20 protein-coding genes and 1 tRNA gene are annotated in these 14,812 nt (G+C 69.4%); 4 read left to right on the plus strand and 17 right to left on the minus strand.

The window, feature by feature from the left end; translation table 11 throughout:
- Positions 1-108 precede the first annotated feature (108 nt).
- Complete coding sequence (locus ACJ9NR_RS23440; RefSeq protein WP_412494304.1) at positions 109-321, minus strand: hypothetical protein; 213 nt, start codon at positions 319-321, stop codon at positions 109-111.
- Positions 318-515: a hypothetical protein gene (locus ACJ9NR_RS23445; protein WP_412494305.1), complete on the minus strand. Its 198-nt coding sequence runs from the start codon at positions 513-515 to the stop codon at positions 318-320. The genes ACJ9NR_RS23440 and ACJ9NR_RS23445 overlap by 4 nt, the downstream gene beginning before the upstream one ends.
- A 160-nt stretch (positions 516-675) precedes the next feature.
- On the opposite strand from ACJ9NR_RS23445, the gene ACJ9NR_RS23450 reads away from it, so the two are divergent.
- On the plus strand, positions 676-918 hold the full coding sequence (locus tag ACJ9NR_RS23450) for a GntR family transcriptional regulator (RefSeq protein WP_412494306.1): 243 nt from the start codon (positions 676-678) through the stop codon (positions 916-918).
- Between the two features lie 5 nt (positions 919-923).
- Here the strand turns inward: ACJ9NR_RS23450 and ACJ9NR_RS23455 are convergent, their stop codons facing one another.
- From ACJ9NR_RS23455 to ACJ9NR_RS23505, 11 genes are all read right to left on the minus strand, one after another.
- A complete protein-coding gene (locus ACJ9NR_RS23455) occupies positions 924-1,331 on the minus strand; it encodes a hypothetical protein (RefSeq protein WP_412494307.1) in 408 nt (135 codons plus the stop codon).
- Entirely contained in the window at positions 1,328-3,916 is a 2,589-nt protein-coding gene (locus ACJ9NR_RS23460; protein ID WP_412494308.1) for a phage tail protein, read from the minus strand. The genes ACJ9NR_RS23455 and ACJ9NR_RS23460 overlap by 4 nt, the downstream gene beginning before the upstream one ends.
- Positions 3,917-3,920: 4 nt before the next feature.
- A complete protein-coding gene (locus ACJ9NR_RS23465; RefSeq protein ID WP_412494309.1) occupies positions 3,921-4,673 on the minus strand; it encodes a hypothetical protein in 753 nt (250 codons plus the stop codon).
- Positions 4,670-4,876: a hypothetical protein gene (locus ACJ9NR_RS23470; protein WP_412494310.1), complete on the minus strand. Its 207-nt coding sequence runs from the start codon at positions 4,874-4,876 to the stop codon at positions 4,670-4,672. Before ACJ9NR_RS23470 ends, ACJ9NR_RS23465 begins: the two co-directional genes overlap by 4 nt.
- A complete protein-coding gene (locus ACJ9NR_RS23475) occupies positions 4,845-5,261 on the minus strand; it encodes a helix-turn-helix domain-containing protein (protein WP_412494311.1) in 417 nt (138 codons plus the stop codon). Before ACJ9NR_RS23475 ends, ACJ9NR_RS23470 begins: the two co-directional genes overlap by 32 nt.
- The gene (locus ACJ9NR_RS23480; RefSeq protein WP_412494312.1) at positions 5,248-5,586 is read right to left on the minus strand and encodes a hypothetical protein; all 339 of its coding nucleotides are present in this window, start codon (positions 5,584-5,586) and stop codon (positions 5,248-5,250) included. Before ACJ9NR_RS23480 ends, ACJ9NR_RS23475 begins: the two co-directional genes overlap by 14 nt.
- An 89-nt stretch (positions 5,587-5,675) precedes the next feature.
- Positions 5,676-6,005: a hypothetical protein gene (locus ACJ9NR_RS23485; RefSeq protein ID WP_412494313.1), complete on the minus strand. Its 330-nt coding sequence runs from the start codon at positions 6,003-6,005 to the stop codon at positions 5,676-5,678.
- The gene (locus ACJ9NR_RS23490; protein WP_412494314.1) at positions 6,002-6,718 is read right to left on the minus strand and encodes an ATP-binding protein; all 717 of its coding nucleotides are present in this window, start codon (positions 6,716-6,718) and stop codon (positions 6,002-6,004) included. The genes ACJ9NR_RS23485 and ACJ9NR_RS23490 overlap by 4 nt, the downstream gene beginning before the upstream one ends.
- Positions 6,718-7,512 carry a hypothetical protein gene (locus tag ACJ9NR_RS23495; protein WP_412494315.1) on the minus strand — a complete coding sequence of 265 codons (795 nt, stop codon included), beginning with the start codon at positions 7,510-7,512 and terminating at the stop codon, positions 6,718-6,720. Before ACJ9NR_RS23495 ends, ACJ9NR_RS23490 begins: the two co-directional genes overlap by 1 nt.
- A 98-nt stretch (positions 7,513-7,610) precedes the next feature.
- On the minus strand, positions 7,611-7,862 hold the full coding sequence (locus ACJ9NR_RS23500) for a hypothetical protein (RefSeq protein WP_412494316.1): 252 nt from the start codon (positions 7,860-7,862) through the stop codon (positions 7,611-7,613).
- Between the two features lie 125 nt (positions 7,863-7,987).
- Positions 7,988-8,197, minus strand: coding sequence for a helix-turn-helix transcriptional regulator (locus ACJ9NR_RS23505; RefSeq protein ID WP_412494317.1), 210 nt, complete (start codon positions 8,195-8,197; stop codon positions 7,988-7,990).
- A gap of 243 nt (positions 8,198-8,440) precedes the next feature.
- Between ACJ9NR_RS23505 and ACJ9NR_RS23510 the strand changes: the two genes are divergently transcribed.
- The gene (locus ACJ9NR_RS23510) at positions 8,441-8,980 is read left to right on the plus strand and encodes a hypothetical protein (protein WP_412494318.1); all 540 of its coding nucleotides are present in this window, start codon (positions 8,441-8,443) and stop codon (positions 8,978-8,980) included.
- Positions 8,973-10,331, plus strand: a complete 1,359-nt coding sequence (locus ACJ9NR_RS23515) for a tyrosine-type recombinase/integrase (protein WP_412494319.1) — start codon at positions 8,973-8,975, stop codon at positions 10,329-10,331. Before ACJ9NR_RS23510 ends, ACJ9NR_RS23515 begins: the two co-directional genes overlap by 8 nt.
- 19 nt (positions 10,332-10,350) lie before the next feature.
- Here ACJ9NR_RS23515 and ACJ9NR_RS23520 read toward each other — a convergent pair whose 3' ends face one another.
- Complete coding sequence (locus ACJ9NR_RS23520) at positions 10,351-10,839, minus strand: YajQ family cyclic di-GMP-binding protein (RefSeq protein WP_412494320.1); 489 nt, start codon at positions 10,837-10,839, stop codon at positions 10,351-10,353.
- Positions 10,840-11,071: 232 nt separating this feature from the next.
- On the opposite strand from ACJ9NR_RS23520, the gene ACJ9NR_RS23525 reads away from it, so the two are divergent.
- A tRNA-Tyr gene (locus ACJ9NR_RS23525) sits at positions 11,072-11,153 on the plus strand.
- A 153-nt stretch (positions 11,154-11,306) separates the two neighbouring features.
- Here ACJ9NR_RS23525 and ACJ9NR_RS23530 read toward each other — a convergent pair.
- The 3 genes from ACJ9NR_RS23530 to ACJ9NR_RS23540 all read right to left on the minus strand — a co-directional run bounded on the left by ACJ9NR_RS23530 (position 11,307) and on the right by ACJ9NR_RS23540 (position 14,810).
- Positions 11,307-12,671, minus strand: coding sequence for a tyrosine-type recombinase/integrase (locus ACJ9NR_RS23530; RefSeq protein WP_412494321.1), 1,365 nt, complete (start codon positions 12,669-12,671; stop codon positions 11,307-11,309).
- Positions 12,668-12,877 (minus strand): helix-turn-helix transcriptional regulator, encoded by a 210-nt coding sequence (locus ACJ9NR_RS23535; RefSeq protein ID WP_030671993.1) that lies wholly within the window; start codon positions 12,875-12,877, stop codon positions 12,668-12,670. Before ACJ9NR_RS23535 ends, ACJ9NR_RS23530 begins: the two co-directional genes overlap by 4 nt.
- Before the next feature lie 457 nt (positions 12,878-13,334).
- A complete protein-coding gene (locus ACJ9NR_RS23540) occupies positions 13,335-14,810 on the minus strand; it encodes an AICE element replication initiation protein (protein WP_412494392.1) in 1,476 nt (491 codons plus the stop codon).
- Positions 14,811-14,812 lie beyond the last annotated feature (2 nt).

Genomic DNA, 14,812 nt, shown 5'->3' on the forward strand with positions numbered 1-14,812 from the left:
CTGCGCGCTCGAGCCCACGGGGGCGAGCGCGTGGGGTGGTGGACGCATCTCACCACACCCGGCCCCCAGCGCGCCGCAGAATGCGCACCGAGGGCGACCCAGGGGCGGCTACCGGTCGCGGTAGGGGCCGCAGCCCTCACCCGGCGGGCAGCCGTACACGTCCACGTCCAGGACGACGGCGCCGACCGTGCCGCGCGCAGTGCCGGCGGACACGGCGCCGCGCACGTGCAGCAGACTCCTGCCGCACCAGCAGCAGGCCCACCCCGCGTACTGCGCGCGGGTCAGGTCCACCGCGGCCGGCGGCTCGGGCAGGGCACTCACGGCTGGTCGGCGATGGGGACCAGGCGGTACACCTCGCGGCACGGCGCGCAGGCGAACAGGGCGGCGCCCGGGCCGGAGCCCTGCTCGATGATCCGCACGAGGCGGGCCGTGTCGCTCATGCCGCCGTGCCAGGCGCAGTGCGCCCATGAGCGGGGGGTGTCCGTGCCGGTGGTGGTGTCCGTACGCTGTGGCATGGCGGCGGCTCCTCGGGCTGTCGTCCACGCCCCCGGGTCCTGGCCGACTGCGGGGGCCTTTGTGGGTCACAGGCTAGGCAGCCTGTACACCCCTGTCCACGCCTACGTATGGATGTGCATCTCTATGCCCTGATACGACCGGGTACGTACTGTCCGACACGTGATCGAATTCGACCCGACCCGGCCCAAGTGGGAGCAGATCCGCGACACGCTCCGCGAGCGCATCACCAGCGGCCAGCTGCCGGCCCGCGCCTTGATCAGTGAGGTACAGCTGGAGGCCGAGTTCGGAGTCGCCCGCGGCACCGTGCGGAAAGCCACGGCCGCCCTCCGCGAAGAGGGCCTGATCGTGACCACGCCTGGCATGGGCAGCTTCGTCGCCGAGCTGCCCAAGCCGGAGGCCTAAGCGCGTCAGTCCAGCAAGCCGGGCGGCGGCCCGTCTGGATCATCAGCGGGGAACATCTTCAACGTGGCCTCGTTGATCAGCATGTCCAGCGCGTCATCAGTGGCCATGCACGTGTCCTCGTGCTTCATGTACCACTCGCCGTCTGTCGCCCGGCTGTACGCCCCGCACGCCGTGCAGTGCCCGTCCATGGCGCTCTGCCGCCCCAACTGGGTGGCAGCCTTCAACTCGGGCGGGTACCACTCCCGTACCGGCGGCAGGATGAGAGTGAGCGGCCCGCGCTGCCACGTCTCCGTGTAGCGCTCCTCGCGCACCAGCTCCGGCTGATGCCGGTCCACCTCGGCGAGGAACCCCCGGTCGGACTCCGTGGCCCCTCGCCGCTCGTACGTCGCCGCATCGCGGCCCCGCCCGGTCAACGCGGCCTCCCGACCCGTGCCCGGGCGTCCTGGCGGCGCTGGAGCGCATCGAGCTGCTGGATGGTCATCTCCCTGTGCTCCAGGTTGTACGTGGTGTTGTAGTTGTTCGTCACCCTCTTGCCTGCACCCGCGCCCGGGATCGCGCCCGCGCCACCGGCGACGGCCGACGCCGGCATCCCGGCCAGAGCGAAGCCCCTCGGCATGCCGGCGCCCAGCCCCTGCAACTGGCTTTGCAGCCCGGGCAGCCGGTCGGCAATGCCCTTCTGGAAGCCCTGGATCAGGGCCCGCCCGGAGTGCAGCGTGTAGCCGCGGCCCGAGAATGGGCCCTTCTTCGCCGGGGAGTGCGGGAAGAAGTCCGCTGCCGCGGAGACCACCGACTTCGCGGCACTCGCGACCGATCCGAGCTTCGACTTGATGCCGTTGATGAAGCCCTGGATCAGGGACTTGCCCGCGGAGAGGAGATAGCTGCCGAGGTTGCCGAGCGCGGACTTTGCCTTCCCGGGCAGGGCTCTCACGCGGCTGACCGCGTCCCCGACCTTGCCGCTGATCGCCGACACGAGCTTGCCGCCGGCCTCGAGGGCGCGGGAGCGCAGGTACCCGGAGAGTGCACTGAGTGCGGACAAGGCCCGGCCGGGCATGCCCTTGAGCCAGCCGATCGCCGTGTCGATGCCCTTGCCGACAAGCTGCCCCAGCAGCGTGACCGCTTTCCCGATCAGCCGCTTCGCTCCGTCGACGGCCTCCTTGGCGTGCGACCAGGCGCCGGAGAAGTCGCCATGCAGCAGCGCGACGATGGTGTCGATGACGGGGATGACCACGTTCGTGATCTCCGCGGCCAGGACCCGGGTGAAGATGTCCGCCAGTTTCATGACGAGCCCGATCAGAGGCTCGATGATCGGCATGAGGGCCTGGAGGAGCTGCACGACCAGACCAGCCACGGCCTCGATGAGCGGCGCCAGGGCGACGGCCAGGGTGGAGATCGTGCCGCCGAGCCTGGCCAGGCTCGGCGCCAGGGCCACTACCAGGTCGGAGAGGACCGGGAACAGGGTCTGCGCGAGCTGCCCGATCAGGTCCGCGATGGGCTGTACGAGGGTCGGCAGGGTGGCCAGGATCGGTGAGAGCGCGGTGCCCAGGGTTTGGGCAAGGAGGAGTACGACCGGCGCGGCCTGCGAGAACCAGCCCGTCACCGAGTCCAGGAGTGGCGTCAGTGCGGGCAGGAGTTGAGCGACCAGGTCCCCGATGATCGGCAAGATCGGCGCGAGGGCCGTGACGAGGGTGCCGACGGCGCCGGCCGCGGACTCCAGGACCGGCCCCAGCGCGTCGATGATCGGCGACAGGGCATCACCGAGCGCCTTGATCAGCGTCTGCACCGGCGGGCCGAGCTGTTCGAGGACCGGCCCGATCACCCCGAGGGCCTGCGTCAGCAGCGGCGCGGCCGTCTGCGCCACGGTGGACATGGTGGAGAACAGCGCCTTCAGCCCGCCCTGTACGGCGGGGGAGGCGAACGCGTCAGCGAGCGCGCCTGAGATCGTCTTCAGGGTGCCGATGAAGCCTCCGCCGGAGACCTGCACGGCGGAGAAGACGGAGCCGAGGATCGAGCCGACATTGCCCGCGACGTCGGCGAGGTCACCGATCAGGCTGATCGCGTTCTCGATGACCTTCTGCATCTTGCCGGAGGAGAACGCGTCGGACAGCTTGTCGGACAGCGAGCCGAACGCGGACCCGGCGGCCTGGGTCAGCCGCTGGAAGCTGGGGCCGGCCGCGGCAGCGATTTGCCCCAGCGCGGTCACGACCTGGCCGGGAATGTGGGTGAGGTTGCCGAGCCCGCCAGTCGCCGACCTGATCGCCTTGCCGAGCGTGCCGCTCGTCGACAGGCCGATCGCGGCGTTGCCCACACCCTTGGCCATCTGGTTCAGGGCGCCCGCCGCGCCGGTCAGGCCGGTGCGGATGACGGGCAGGGTGGACTGCCCCATGCGCTTGAGGACGCCGTCCAGGCCCGCGAAGAGCTGGTTCTGTACCTGCTTCTTGAGGGCGGTGAACTGGCCCTGCATCCCCTTGAGTTGCTGCACGAAGGAGCGCGCGTTAGGTGCCAGGCCCTTCAACGCTTCGGCGAGCTGCTGGGGGTTCTTCGCGTTGAACGCGGCCTTGACGGCGTCGCCGACGCCGGATATGCCGATCTTCACGGCGCCCGCGGCAAGGGCGACGCCGACGACACCGGTAGCGGCCACACCGGCGGCGGGTGCGATGTTGGCGAGCGCGGCAGCCACACCCGCGGCTGCGGGCGCTGCTGTGCCGAGCATCGCGGCCATCCGCCCGGCGGATGCGGCGACACCAGCGAGGCCGCCGGCCATGCCCGCGATCCGCTTCAGGGACAGGTGAGCACGGTCACCGCCGTCGCCGATGCCGTCCCCCAGCGACCTGCCCATCAGGCGAGACTCGGAGACGAACCGGCCTCTGATGTCGCGCAGTCGGCCGTCCATGTCGCGCTGGAGGCCGCGCATGCGGAGTTCGGCGTCCGTCAGGCCGCGGCGCATGCCGGAGTCGTCCGCGCGGATCAGGCCGACCAGGGTGCCGATAGTCAGGGCCATGGACTCAGTCCTTCAGCGGCCTGCGGCCCTGCTCGGTCAGCGCGGAGCGGGTGAGTGCGTCCGTGGCCTGCCACTCCTGGGAGCTGACGCGCCAGGCGTCGGCCAGGCCCGGGACGGCCGCGCCGAGTGAGCGGACACGGCTGTTTCGCATCCCGGCCAGCAGGTCACGCGCCCGCTGCTGTGCGCCCACGTCCGCGCCGAGGGCGACCACCAGGGCGGCGGCGGCGAGTTCGCCCGGATCAGCGGCCTGTACGCGGCCGTGCCCGGACACCGTCACGGAGGGGACCGGGACGTGTCCGGCACGGACGCCGTGCTCGTTCATCGGCCACGGGGTCGCGGCGCCGGCCTGCTTGAGTTCCTCGTTGGCGTCCACGACTTGAGTGGCGACGTCCTGCACGGCGGTGTTGCGGTCGCGGGCGAGCTTCGCCAGGCGGGCGAGGGCGGTGACGGCGTCCTGCGCGGCGTCGAGGATCGGCTCGGTGGAGTCGTCGGCGAGGAGCTGCCGGGCGCGCTGGGCGGCGTCCTGGGCGCGCTGGTCGCGGTCGGCGGCGAGGGCGCGTTCGTGCTTGCGGCGGGCTGCCTCGGCGCGCAGGCGGGCGAAGCGGCCGAGGTCGCGTTGCGCGGCGAGCTGTTCGGGGCTGACGTCGGTGTCGCCGTCGCGGACGCGTTCCTCGAGGGCGGTGATGAGTTCCTCGGCGTCGTGTGCTTCCTGCTCGGCGGCCGTGATGGCGGCGGCGGTCTTCTGCGGCGTCGTCATGCCCGGCCTCCAGCGGCGATACGGGCGGACTGAGCGGCGCGCAAGCCATCAGCACGCCGCTTGAAAAACGCGGCGATGTTGTCGACGGGCTTGGTGGGCTGCTCGCCTCCGGTGGCCGCTGCAAGTGCCTGCGCGCGTTCGGCGTAGTACTCGCGGATGACTGCGCCAAGGTCAGCATTGGGCGGGATCTTCACGTCTGCCACGGGTGGTCCTCCCGAACCTGAGTTCGTCCAGGGAGGCTTCGTCGACCAGCCACATGCGGGGATGGACGCGCCGGCCCCGCAGGCGTCCGGACTCCAGGAGCGTCCGAATCCAGCGGGGCCGGCAGCCGAGGCGACGGGCGGCCTCCACTACGGCGAGTTCCACTGTGGGGGTCGGGTGATCTTCACTTCCGACATCGGCAGTCGGCTGACCTGCGGGGCGTTCGGCGGCGTCGTGCAGCTGGCGGAGCACAGCGACCGTGCGCGCGGACAGTGGCAGGCCGTCAGTGCGTACGCGGGCGGTGAGGGCGGGTGTGATGACGCGCAGCAGCTCGGCGGCCACCTCCCGATCGATCGGCAGCGGCGAGGCCGTCTCAGGCGCCGTCACGCGGCTGCTCCTGGGGCGGCTTGAGGGCGTCGGGCACTGGACGGCCGGCCCGCCGGAACTGCCGCGCGACCCGGTCCTTCCGCCGCTGCATCCGCGCCCGGGTCAACGGCGAGTTCTCCTCCGCCTTGTGGGCAGCCTCCGTGATCTCCGCCAGGGCGGTAGCGGCAGCAGCGGCGAGGGCGCCGGCCTGCTCGTAGGTGTCGGGATCGCGGGCCAGGCGGGCGAGGGCGGCACGGAGGCGACTCTCAGCGTGATCGAGGGCCGAGCGTCCGGGGTAGCTGCGGCCGGACGCGGGGAGGGTGGTGGGGGGCGTCTGGTCGTCCATGGGGAGGCTCCTGGGGGTGCGGGGGTAGGTACCGCGCCTGTGTGTCTCCGCGTGACGCGAACCCCGAACGGGAACCGGTTCTGCGGTTCCTAGTCGGTGGGTTGGTCTGCGCGTTCGACGGTGTAGGTGGTGCGGTTTTCGCGGGCGAGGATCTCGGCGATCAGGTCGCGGTCACCGGGCGATTGGGGTGGCTGGTTCTGGTCCTGGTCGGTCCACCAGGGTTCGGGTTGGGGGTCGTTGGCTTCCCAGGCGTCGGGGTCGTCGTAGATCGCGTAGGCGTCCGCTGGAGGGGCCCAGACGGTTTCGAGGCGGTTGGTGGTCCAGGAGTGGCCGCAGGCCCGGCAGATGTAGCGCTGTGGGTCGTCTGCCGGGTCCTGGGGTTCCGTGCTGGCGAGGCAGCGGGGGCAGCTGTCGGTCACGAACGGTCCCGGCGGCGGTCCGTACCGCTGAAGGGGACGATCACGGCGCTCTCGGCGAGCCGGGACACGATCCGGTCCCCGAGCTTGTCGAGCAGGTCGACTTGCCCGGGCGCGCGGGCTGGCAGGTTGGTGGTGATGATCAGCGGACGGGACTCCACGTACCGTTCGTTGAGGAGCCGGTAGGTGGCCTCTTCGGTGAACTCGCTGATCTTCTCGGTGCCGAGGTCGTCGATCAGCAGCAGCGGGATGCTCCCGAGGCGCTTGATCTCGTGCTGGATGCCGTGATCGCTGCCACCGGGCCGCAGCAGGGCGTACATGTCCGGGGCGGTCATGGCGACGATGGCGTAGTTGTCGACGGCGGCCTCGGCGATGCGGCGCAGGGCGCCGTACGCCTGGTGGGTCTTGCCGGTGCCGAACGGTCCGGTGAGGAGGAGGATCCCGGCGGTGCGCGGGTCGGCGACGGCGCGATCGGCCCAGGCGGTCACCTGGGGGTGCGTGGCGGTGGCCTGCTGGTAGCGGTAGGGGGTGGCGGTCTCCCACCGGCTGAGGGCGACGGCGATGCGCTGGCGGCGGTGGTATTCGGGGTGGCCCGGTTCGTCGGGGGTGGGGTCGTCGTCGATGGGGCCGGCGGGGAGGTCCAGGCCGCGGGCGGCGAGCAGCTGCCGCATGCGGCTCATGACCTTGTTGTCGGCGAGGCTGGTGGGCTCGGGCATCAGAAGAATCCGTTCTCGTACACGGAGTGGTCTCTGGGCGCCTGATAGGGCGTGTGACCGCTGGGGCGTGCCGGGCCGCGGGCGGTGAACTCGATGGCCTTGCGCATCCAGTTGCGCCAGGCGGCGTTCCAGTCGCGGTGCTTGGTGCCCTTCGAGCGGTGGTAGTCGAGGAACTTCTCTGTCTCGCCGTGCACGCGGTCGCGGTCCAAGCCCTTCTCAGCGGCCCAGCGGTACATCCGCTCATCGAGCGGGAAGCGGTCCGGCGCGGTCGTCGCGCGAGAGGCGGGCTTGCCCGCACTCTTTGTTGTTGAGGAAGAGCTAGTTGAGGAAGCGGAAGGGGTAGGGCGGGTGGTTTCCACCCGGCTACTTGCAGAAAATCGCCCGGCTACGTCGTCTGTAGGCGGGTGGTTTTCCGCACCCTTCGGCATGTTCTCTTCCGAGTTGGCGGGTGGTTTCTGCCCGGCTACGTCGTCTGTAGGCGGGTGGTTTTCATCCGCCTTCGGAGACCCGGCAGGTTCCAGGTGCAGGAAGCGGTACTTCGCGGTGCGCCCGTTGTGGCCACCCCCGGCGTGCTCCAACACCTTCCACTCCTGGAGCTTGGCCACGATGCGGCGCATCGCCCGGTCATCAGGGACCATGGCCTGCCGCATGATCTCGGCGTCCACCACGCTGTGAAACGTGAGGCGGGTGGCGTCGTTGGCGTCGTCGGCAAGCACGAGCGCGGCGAGCTTCTCGCCCTTGGTGAGGCCGTCAGGGGCCCACACCTTGACCTCGCGGTACAGCTCGTAGCCCATGTTCAGCTGCCTGCCTTCGGTCGTGCTGGCGCCCGGGCGGCCCCCAGCGCGCTGCTGGGGGCTGTCGGGGCGGTCGGATCGATCACGTGCGCCGCGCGTTACTTCTCGCCGGTGCGAGCGTCCCGGCCAGCGCAGAGGTTCACCGCGGACCGCAGGGCGAGCCACATGCCCTCGGGGTCGGTGGTGGCCTTGTAGGCGGCGGTGATCGCGGCGAGGGCGATCTCGAAGGCCTGGTCCTCGTCCGCCGGCTGAACGGCTTGGACGACGTGCGGCAGGCGGCCGGTCCGGGCGAGACTGACGCGAGGAACCGAGAGAACCACCGGTTCCTGGGTGGGTACGAGGTGTGCCATGCTGGCTTCGTCCGTTTCTGTTGGAGCCTCGGGGTCGCTGGCGAGCGATCAGCCCCGGGGCTTCGGCGTTTCTGGGATCGGATAGGCCCTCAGCGAGGCGTTGGCGCGCCTGCTGGGGGCCGCTTTCATGCGGCGATCGTCTGGGAGTCGAGCCACCGCTCAACGTCGGACCAGCGGGCTCGGAGGTGCCGGCCGACCTTGATGAACTTGGGGCCACCGCCGCGGCTGGACCACTGGTACACGGTGCCGAGGGGGACGCCACAGAACTCGGCGATCTCCTGTGGGGTGGCGAGCGGGCGGCGCGCGGCCGGAAGCGTCTTTGTGGCGCTGTGCATGATCACTCCGTCAATGCGACATTGTGTTTGGTCGCTGTGACCGAACATGGCTTAGCTTGCCGCTACTGCTAGACATTTGTCAATGCGCCACGTAGTTTTGTCGCTGTGACAGAAACCGATACTCCGGTGGGTGCCACAGTCGCCCAGCAGGTACGCCGCTACCGCAAGGAGCGAGGGTGGAGCGTTCGGCAACTCGCGGATGAGTGCGCCCGTGTCGGAGCTCGCCGCTTGACGCAGTCGTCCTTGGCGAACATCGAGCGCGGCCTCGCGCAGGGAGCAACCAGGAAGAGCCGCGAGGTCACGGCCGATGAGTTGGTGGCTCTAGCGCTGGCCTTGGGGGTTAGCCCGCTCTCCCTGCTGCTCCCTATCGACAAGAAGCCGGACGCGGCATTCGAGCTGACCAGCTCCGTGACCGCGCGACGAGATGATGCATGGCGCTGGGGGAGGGCTGAGGCAGCCCTGCCAGACGAACCCTGGGAGCCGGTTGATCCGGCCCGCGCAGAAGAGTTCGAGCGCCTGAGCCTGCCCGCAGAGGAGCGTCACGCCCGTCGGCAACCCGCCGGACGGTTGGCCGATGAGGTGCGCCGAGACGTCTATCGGCTCCTGGCTGTCTCGGGATTCGCCTCAGCGAGCATGCCGGACTACGAGAGGGCGTACCAGCGGTATCTGGCTGCTGCCCGCAGTTCCGCCGAACGCCTCAGCTCGGAGATTGACCGAGTTCAGGCGGAGCACGAGGATCTGCTGAGCTTTGCCCGGCGCCGGCGGGAGGAGAGGGATGGCTAGCGTCTACGACCGCTGGCACCTTTCCCGTCCGAAGAAGGGTGCCGAGCCCTGCGTCGAGCACTCCACGAAGACTCGCGTCCTGGTGCCCAGCAAGGACCACGGCAAGGGGAAGCGCTGGCAGGTTCGTTGGCGGGACGCGGCCGGCGAGCAGCAGAAGGAGAACTTCGCCAAGCGCAGTCAGGCCGACACCCGCGCGGCCACGATCGAGGCTGACCTTGCCCGCGGCCTGTACGTCGACCCGGCCGCGGGCAAGGAGAGCTTCCGCGCGGTCGCCGAGCGCTGGCGGACCACCGCGGTGCACAAGGGCACCACGCCCTCACGCGTCGAGCGGGGCCTTCGGCTGCACATCTACCCGGCGTTTGGGGACCGGCCGATCGTCACGATCCGCCCTTCGGAGATCCAGGCATGGGTCAAGGATCGGTCGCAGGTCCTCGCCCCGTCCACGCTCCGGGTGACGTTCTCGTACCTCGTCACGATCATGGGTACCGCGGTCCGAGACCGGACGATCGCGCTGAACCCGTGCGCCGGCATCAAGCTGCCCGAGGCGCGGCGGCCGGAGATCGTGCCGCTGCACAAGGACGCGGTCCGTGCCCTTATCGAGGCTGCTCCGCCCTGGTACCGGGCCATGATCCTGCTGGCCGTGGCGTCCGGGCTGCGGCAGGGCGAGGTGTTCGGCCTTGAGGTCGACTGCATCGACTTCCTGCGCCGCGAGGTGACGGTGCGCCAGCAGCTCATCACCCCCGACAAGGACGCCGAGCTGCACGGTGAGGAGCCGCCTGAGCCGTACCTCGGCGAGCCCAAGACTCACGAGAGCTACCGCACCGTTCCCTTGGCCGGCCTCGCAGTTGACGCCCTGGCGGCGCACCTCCAGCAGTACCCGGCGGCCGTCGTCGACATCGAGGACCGCACCGACCCGCGCAAGCCGAAGCGCCGTGACGCCCGCATGCTGTGGACGAATGAACGCGGCGTGGTGCTGAAGCGGGCCAACTGGTCGCACGTCTGGGCCCGGATGGAGGAGCGGGCCAACAAGGCGCTCAGCAAGGCCTACGCGGAGGCCTACGCGGTGTGGGTGCAGCGCGGTCGGCCGGAGGGGCAGGAGCCTGCTTCGGTCCGTGTGCCGGAGGGCACGAGCATGCACGACCTCCGCCACTTCTACGCCTCGGCGCTGATCAAGAACCGGGAGAGCGTGAAGACGGTGCAGCGGCGATTGGGCCACTCGAAGCCGTCGATCACGCTCGACATCTACACCCACCTTTGGCCAGACGATGAGGACACGACGCGGGCGGCCGTCGAGGCGGTCCTCGGCGATGTGCCCGCGTTGTGCCCTCCCGCTCAGTCCATTTCTAGTTAGTGCAGTTCAGGCGCTCAGCTCACCGGTAGTTCACGAACTGCAGCGCGAAGTCGAAGTCCTTGCCCTTCAACAGGGCGATCACGGCCTGCAGGTCGTCCCGGCTCTTGGAGCTGACCCGCAGCTCCTCACCCTGCACCTGCGCCTTGACGCCCTTGGGACCCTCGTCACGGATGATCTTCGCCACCTTCTTCGCGTTCTCCTGGGAGATGCCCTCCTCGATGGAGGCGAAGATCTTGTACTCCTTGCCGGACAGCTGGGGCTCCCCGGCATCGAGCGCCTTCAGGGAGATCCCACGCTTGATCAGCTTGGACTGGAAGACGTCGAGAACGGCCTTGACCCGGTCCTCGGAGTTCGCCTCCATCAGGATCTTCTCGCCGGACCACGCGATCGAGGCGCCCACGCCCTTGAAGTCGTAGCGCTGAGAGATCTCCTTGGCGGTCTGGTTGAGGGCGTTGTCGACCTCCTGCCGCTCGACCTTCGAGACGATGTCGAAACTGGAGTCGGCCATGTCCTGTGGCTCCTTGTATCGGTGCGAAAACGGGGTGCGTACGGGTGTGTATCGGCATACGTGGGGGCGGCGCCGAGCCCGGCGTGCCCCGGGCCGCATTCGGACAAGCCTAGCCACCCGCGGTCCTCCGGGCGCAGATCAATCGGGTGGCGAAGCACCCCTCCGCATCGGGTATTGTTTACGTCGTTGCCACGGAGCACCGCCGCAAGGCGGTTCCCACGGCATCGACCCCGGCGGTGTGCCCGAGCGGCCAAAGGGAGCAGACTGTAAATCTGCCGGCTCAGCCTTCCCAGGTTCGAATCCTGGCGCCGCCACACGGGAACAAGAGGCCCGTGACCTGCTGTCTCAGCAGGTCACGGGCCTCTTGTCGTACATCACCTCAAAGGGCGGGGTGTCTCACCCTGTCTCGCGTTCGAACGCCCTGTCTCGGACTCTGCGGACGGAGCGCGGACGGGATTCCCGCTGCGTCAGACGCTCCGTCCCAGTCGTGCGGAGATCTTGGCGTTGGCCGCATCGTCGCCGTCCTTTAGGAACTTGGCGTACACGCGAAACAGGACCGCCACACTGTGGCCGGCCCGCTCAGCCACGAGTTGCGGTTCCACACCCGAGCTGAGCCACGTCGACACTGCGGCATGACGAAGGTCATAAGGCCGCTTGGCCAGTGCCGAGTGGAACTCGGTCGGCGTCAGTGCGCGCGACCTTGCTTCAGCCCACACCTCCCCGTATCCGGTGTCCTGCACGAGTCCACCTCGGAGTGTCTGGAAGACGCGACCGTCTGGCGCCGTGCCGTACGCGGTGAGGTGCCACCGCAACAGCGCGACCAGTTCCGGCGGAATCGGCACGGGCCGCACTGCCTTCCGCGGGCGGTGCTTCAGGCCCCGTCTCTCGTGCGCCTCACCACTGTCTGTCCATGCGGTGCCGGATCGGGGACGGGTTTCATGGAGCCGGAGCACGCCCCACCCCCGCCGGGGGAGATCGCAGTCCGTGACCCGTAGGCCGATCACTTCCGCCGGCCGCGCGGCGGCGTAGTACATGCAGCCGAAGAACGCAGCGAGCCGGCGCCCCCGCTTGCTCTGGTCACGCACGGCGGTCAGCAGCTTGGCGGCTTGCGCCGGATTCGGGACGCATGCCGGGTCCACTTCCTCCGTAACCTGCTCGGGCGCCTTCCACTTGACGCGGTCCAACGGGTTGTCCGTCAGCAACTCGGCATCGACCGCGAACTCAAGGGAGTTGTAGAAGATCGCACGCTTGCGACTGATCGTCCCCGGGGCCGCCGTCTTCCCGTCCAGCCGCTTGGACAGGGCCCTGAGCGCGGCCTTCACCAACAGCCGGTCCGTGAGGGCCGACATGGGCAGCGACTTCCGCTGGAACCAGGCGAGCACCTGTGCCACCTCAGCCGGAGGCTCTTCCTCCCACCGGTTCTTGTTGAACGCCCACCCGTACAGAGCGCTCCGTACGGTCCGGGCGTCGGGCATGCCCTTGGTGTCCTTCACGAACGCCGGCGTCACGGTCGCCATGGCTTCGGCCAACGTCCGCCGGGTGTTGCCCGGGGAGTCGTCCCACTTCATCGCGATGTAGTTGCGCGCGTGCTCGTACCAGGAGATGTCACGCTTCTGGTCGACCATGGACTTCGGGAGGCCGCTCTCCACGTCGAACGGCTCACCCTTCCGGGCCGCCGTCATGAGTTCTGACCGGCGGCTGTCGGCCAAGCCCTGGGTGAGGAACGATTCCGCGTGTTCGCGGGTGCCCACCATCCAACGCAGTTGGTACGGCTTCCGGTAGCTGCGCTTTCGGATGGCCCAGAACTTTACGGTGTAGCTCCACTCGGTCACGCGGCCTCCAACTCGTCCTTGAAGGCGTCCAGGACGCTGCGGCGTACGCAGATGCGGCCGGACGGTGTGCGGCGTGCCTCGGGGGTGAGGCCACGGTCGCGCCAGCGGTACCAAGTCGGGCGGCTGATGCCGAGTTCTTCCAGAACTTCCGGCAGGGGGATCAACTCGTCTTTCGGAGTGCGGCGGCGCCGGGTGGGCGTGGTCATGCTGGGGTCTCCATACCTGGGCATTTCGGGGTGCGGCTGTACGCGGCTGTGTCCGAGGTGCGGATTTCTGCGTCACCCGCGTCATCTGCGTCATTCGGGGCCCTGACCTGCGATTTCAGGGTGACGCAGGGCCTGGGGGGTGCGTCACCGGTGACGTAGACCTGCGTCACCGGGTGACGCGGGTGACGCAGGGTGACGCAGGAATCGGCCGTCTGCGTCACCGCTGTTCCGGCAGCTCACACGCCGTTTGCGGGGTGTGGGTGACGCAGGTGACGCAGCGTCTTCCTACTTGGGACAAAGAGGGGATGGTGTGTGTTGTGGTGCGCGGCTCAGAGCGTGAAGAAGGAGCCGCTGCGCGGCGCGACCTTCGCAGGGCGGCGGCGCCGCCGAACAGCAAGAGGAGCACGCGGGGACGGGTGCTCCTCTTGCTTGTTCCGGCCCGCCGGGTGCCTGGCGGTCAGAAGGCGGCTTCCTGCTCGGACGGCGGTGGTGCGGCGGGGCGCGCGATCTCGATGTACCGGGACGTCTTGGTGCGTCCCCAGTCAATGAGGACGCCACGGGCGGCGAGGGTGGGCTGAAGGCGCTTGAGACGGTCTGAGAGCACCTTTCCGGTAGTCGGCCAGCCTTTTGGAAGGGGACGGCACTCCTCGCCGCTGTAGAGGCCCGTGAGGGCGTACAGCCACTCGGCGGACGTCATCCGCTCTTCCGCCCCCGGCGCGATGCCGGCAGCGTGCTTCAGCACGGTCTGCGCCAACAGGTCGCCCTCAATGACGTCGTCGTTGAGGTCGTCCAGGCTGGCCCGGTAGGCGGCAAGTGCCCCGAGACCGGTTGCGGCGTCGAGCTGCGCGCACAGGTGCGCGAAGTCGGCCATGCGCAGGTCGGTCGGGATGTCCGCCTCAGCCGCCCGCACCTGCACGGTGAGGTCCAGGAGCGATCCGAGGATGACGGGCAGCACCTCTGCGAAGTCGGACCACAGTTCCGCCTCGGTGCGCCGCACGCGGGGGCGTTCCAGCCGCAGCGGGAGGAGCCGTTCGGCGAGGTCGGGGCGGATCACGCCTACGTCGATGCCGGTCAGCAGCAGCGGTCGGCGGTAGCCGACGCGGAACACGTCCCCGTCGGTGAACAGGGCCCGTTTGACGTTCTCGGCGCCGGTGACGATGCAGCACATCGCGTCGGACAGGTCAGGGGTCATGTGGGAGAGGTTGTCCAGGGCGGTGACCCAACCGGCGGCGACCGCCGCGATCAGGTTTTCCTCATCCTTCGGCGCGCGGCGCAGGTCGCCGCTCATACCCTCGATGATCCGTACGAGCATCCGCCCGCCCGTCGACTTGCCCGCCCCCTGGGGCCCGGTGAGGAACGGCGCCGGGACGGGCACGGACGGCCCCAGGCAGCCGATCAACCACGCAATGGCCAGGCACTCCGTCTCGGCGTTGGCGAAGTTGCACAGCCGCATCAACAGATCGATGCCCTTGCCGTTGGTGTCCTGGGCCGGCAGGGGCAACTCCCCCGTGAGCTGGGTACGGCGCCAGCAGACCTCTTGCGGATCGGGGGTGCGGATGTCCCAGCCGGTGGGGTGGATACGTACCGATTGCCCGTCGCTGCGCCCGAGGTCAAGCCACGTCGCCCCGTCGAATCCGGGGGCGACGCGGATGTGCACGGGTTGCACGTCCTCGGTCAGCGCCAACGCTTCGATCAAATCCAGCGCTTCCTTCATGGCGGTGCCGTTGAACACGCCCACCCCGTCGCGGAAGAGACCGACCATGAGTTCCTGCCGGTGGCTTCCGGTGGTGCCCTGGGAGCGGATCGGTCGGGCCACGGGGTGGCCGTTCTTCTGCGCGTACACGGTGCCGTCAGCGGTGCGGAAGTACCGGAAGTGGGATTGGGCGTAGTCGGTGATGACCTGGCGTGCGGGGTTCTTGTCGTCGTCGGACATCG

The sequence above is a fragment of the Streptomyces sediminimaris genome, assembly GCF_047049295.1.
Taxonomy (GTDB): domain Bacteria; phylum Actinomycetota; class Actinomycetes; order Streptomycetales; family Streptomycetaceae; genus Streptomyces; species Streptomyces sediminimaris.

Bases quoted from the DNA above. Each gene is read 5' to 3' on its own strand.
- ACJ9NR_RS23540 (WP_412494392.1), bottom strand. From the start codon at position 14,810: ATGTCCGACGACGACAAGAACCCCGCACGCCAGGTCATCACCGACTAC.
- ACJ9NR_RS23505 (WP_412494317.1), bottom strand. From the start codon at position 8,197: ATGCACAGCGCCACAAAGACGCTTCCGGCCGCGCGCCGCCCGCTCGCC.
- ACJ9NR_RS23460 (WP_412494308.1), bottom strand. From the start codon at position 3,916: ATGGCCCTGACTATCGGCACCCTGGTCGGCCTGATCCGCGCGGACGAC.
- ACJ9NR_RS23445 (WP_412494305.1), bottom strand. From the start codon at position 515: ATGCCACAGCGTACGGACACCACCACCGGCACGGACACCCCCCGCTCA.
- ACJ9NR_RS23495 (WP_412494315.1), bottom strand. From the start codon at position 7,512: ATGGGCTACGAGCTGTACCGCGAGGTCAAGGTGTGGGCCCCTGACGGC.
- ACJ9NR_RS23535 (WP_030671993.1), bottom strand. From the start codon at position 12,877: ATGACCACGCCCACCCGGCGCCGCCGCACTCCGAAAGACGAGTTGATC.
- ACJ9NR_RS23515 (WP_412494319.1), top strand. From the start codon at position 8,973: ATGGCTAGCGTCTACGACCGCTGGCACCTTTCCCGTCCGAAGAAGGGT.
- ACJ9NR_RS23490 (WP_412494314.1), bottom strand. From the start codon at position 6,718: ATGCCCGAGCCCACCAGCCTCGCCGACAACAAGGTCATGAGCCGCATG.
- ACJ9NR_RS23500 (WP_412494316.1), bottom strand. From the start codon at position 7,862: ATGGCACACCTCGTACCCACCCAGGAACCGGTGGTTCTCTCGGTTCCT.
- ACJ9NR_RS23480 (WP_412494312.1), bottom strand. From the start codon at position 5,586: ATGGACGACCAGACGCCCCCCACCACCCTCCCCGCGTCCGGCCGCAGC.
- ACJ9NR_RS23520 (WP_412494320.1), bottom strand. From the start codon at position 10,839: ATGGCCGACTCCAGTTTCGACATCGTCTCGAAGGTCGAGCGGCAGGAG.
- ACJ9NR_RS23465 (WP_412494309.1), bottom strand. From the start codon at position 4,673: ATGACGACGCCGCAGAAGACCGCCGCCGCCATCACGGCCGCCGAGCAG.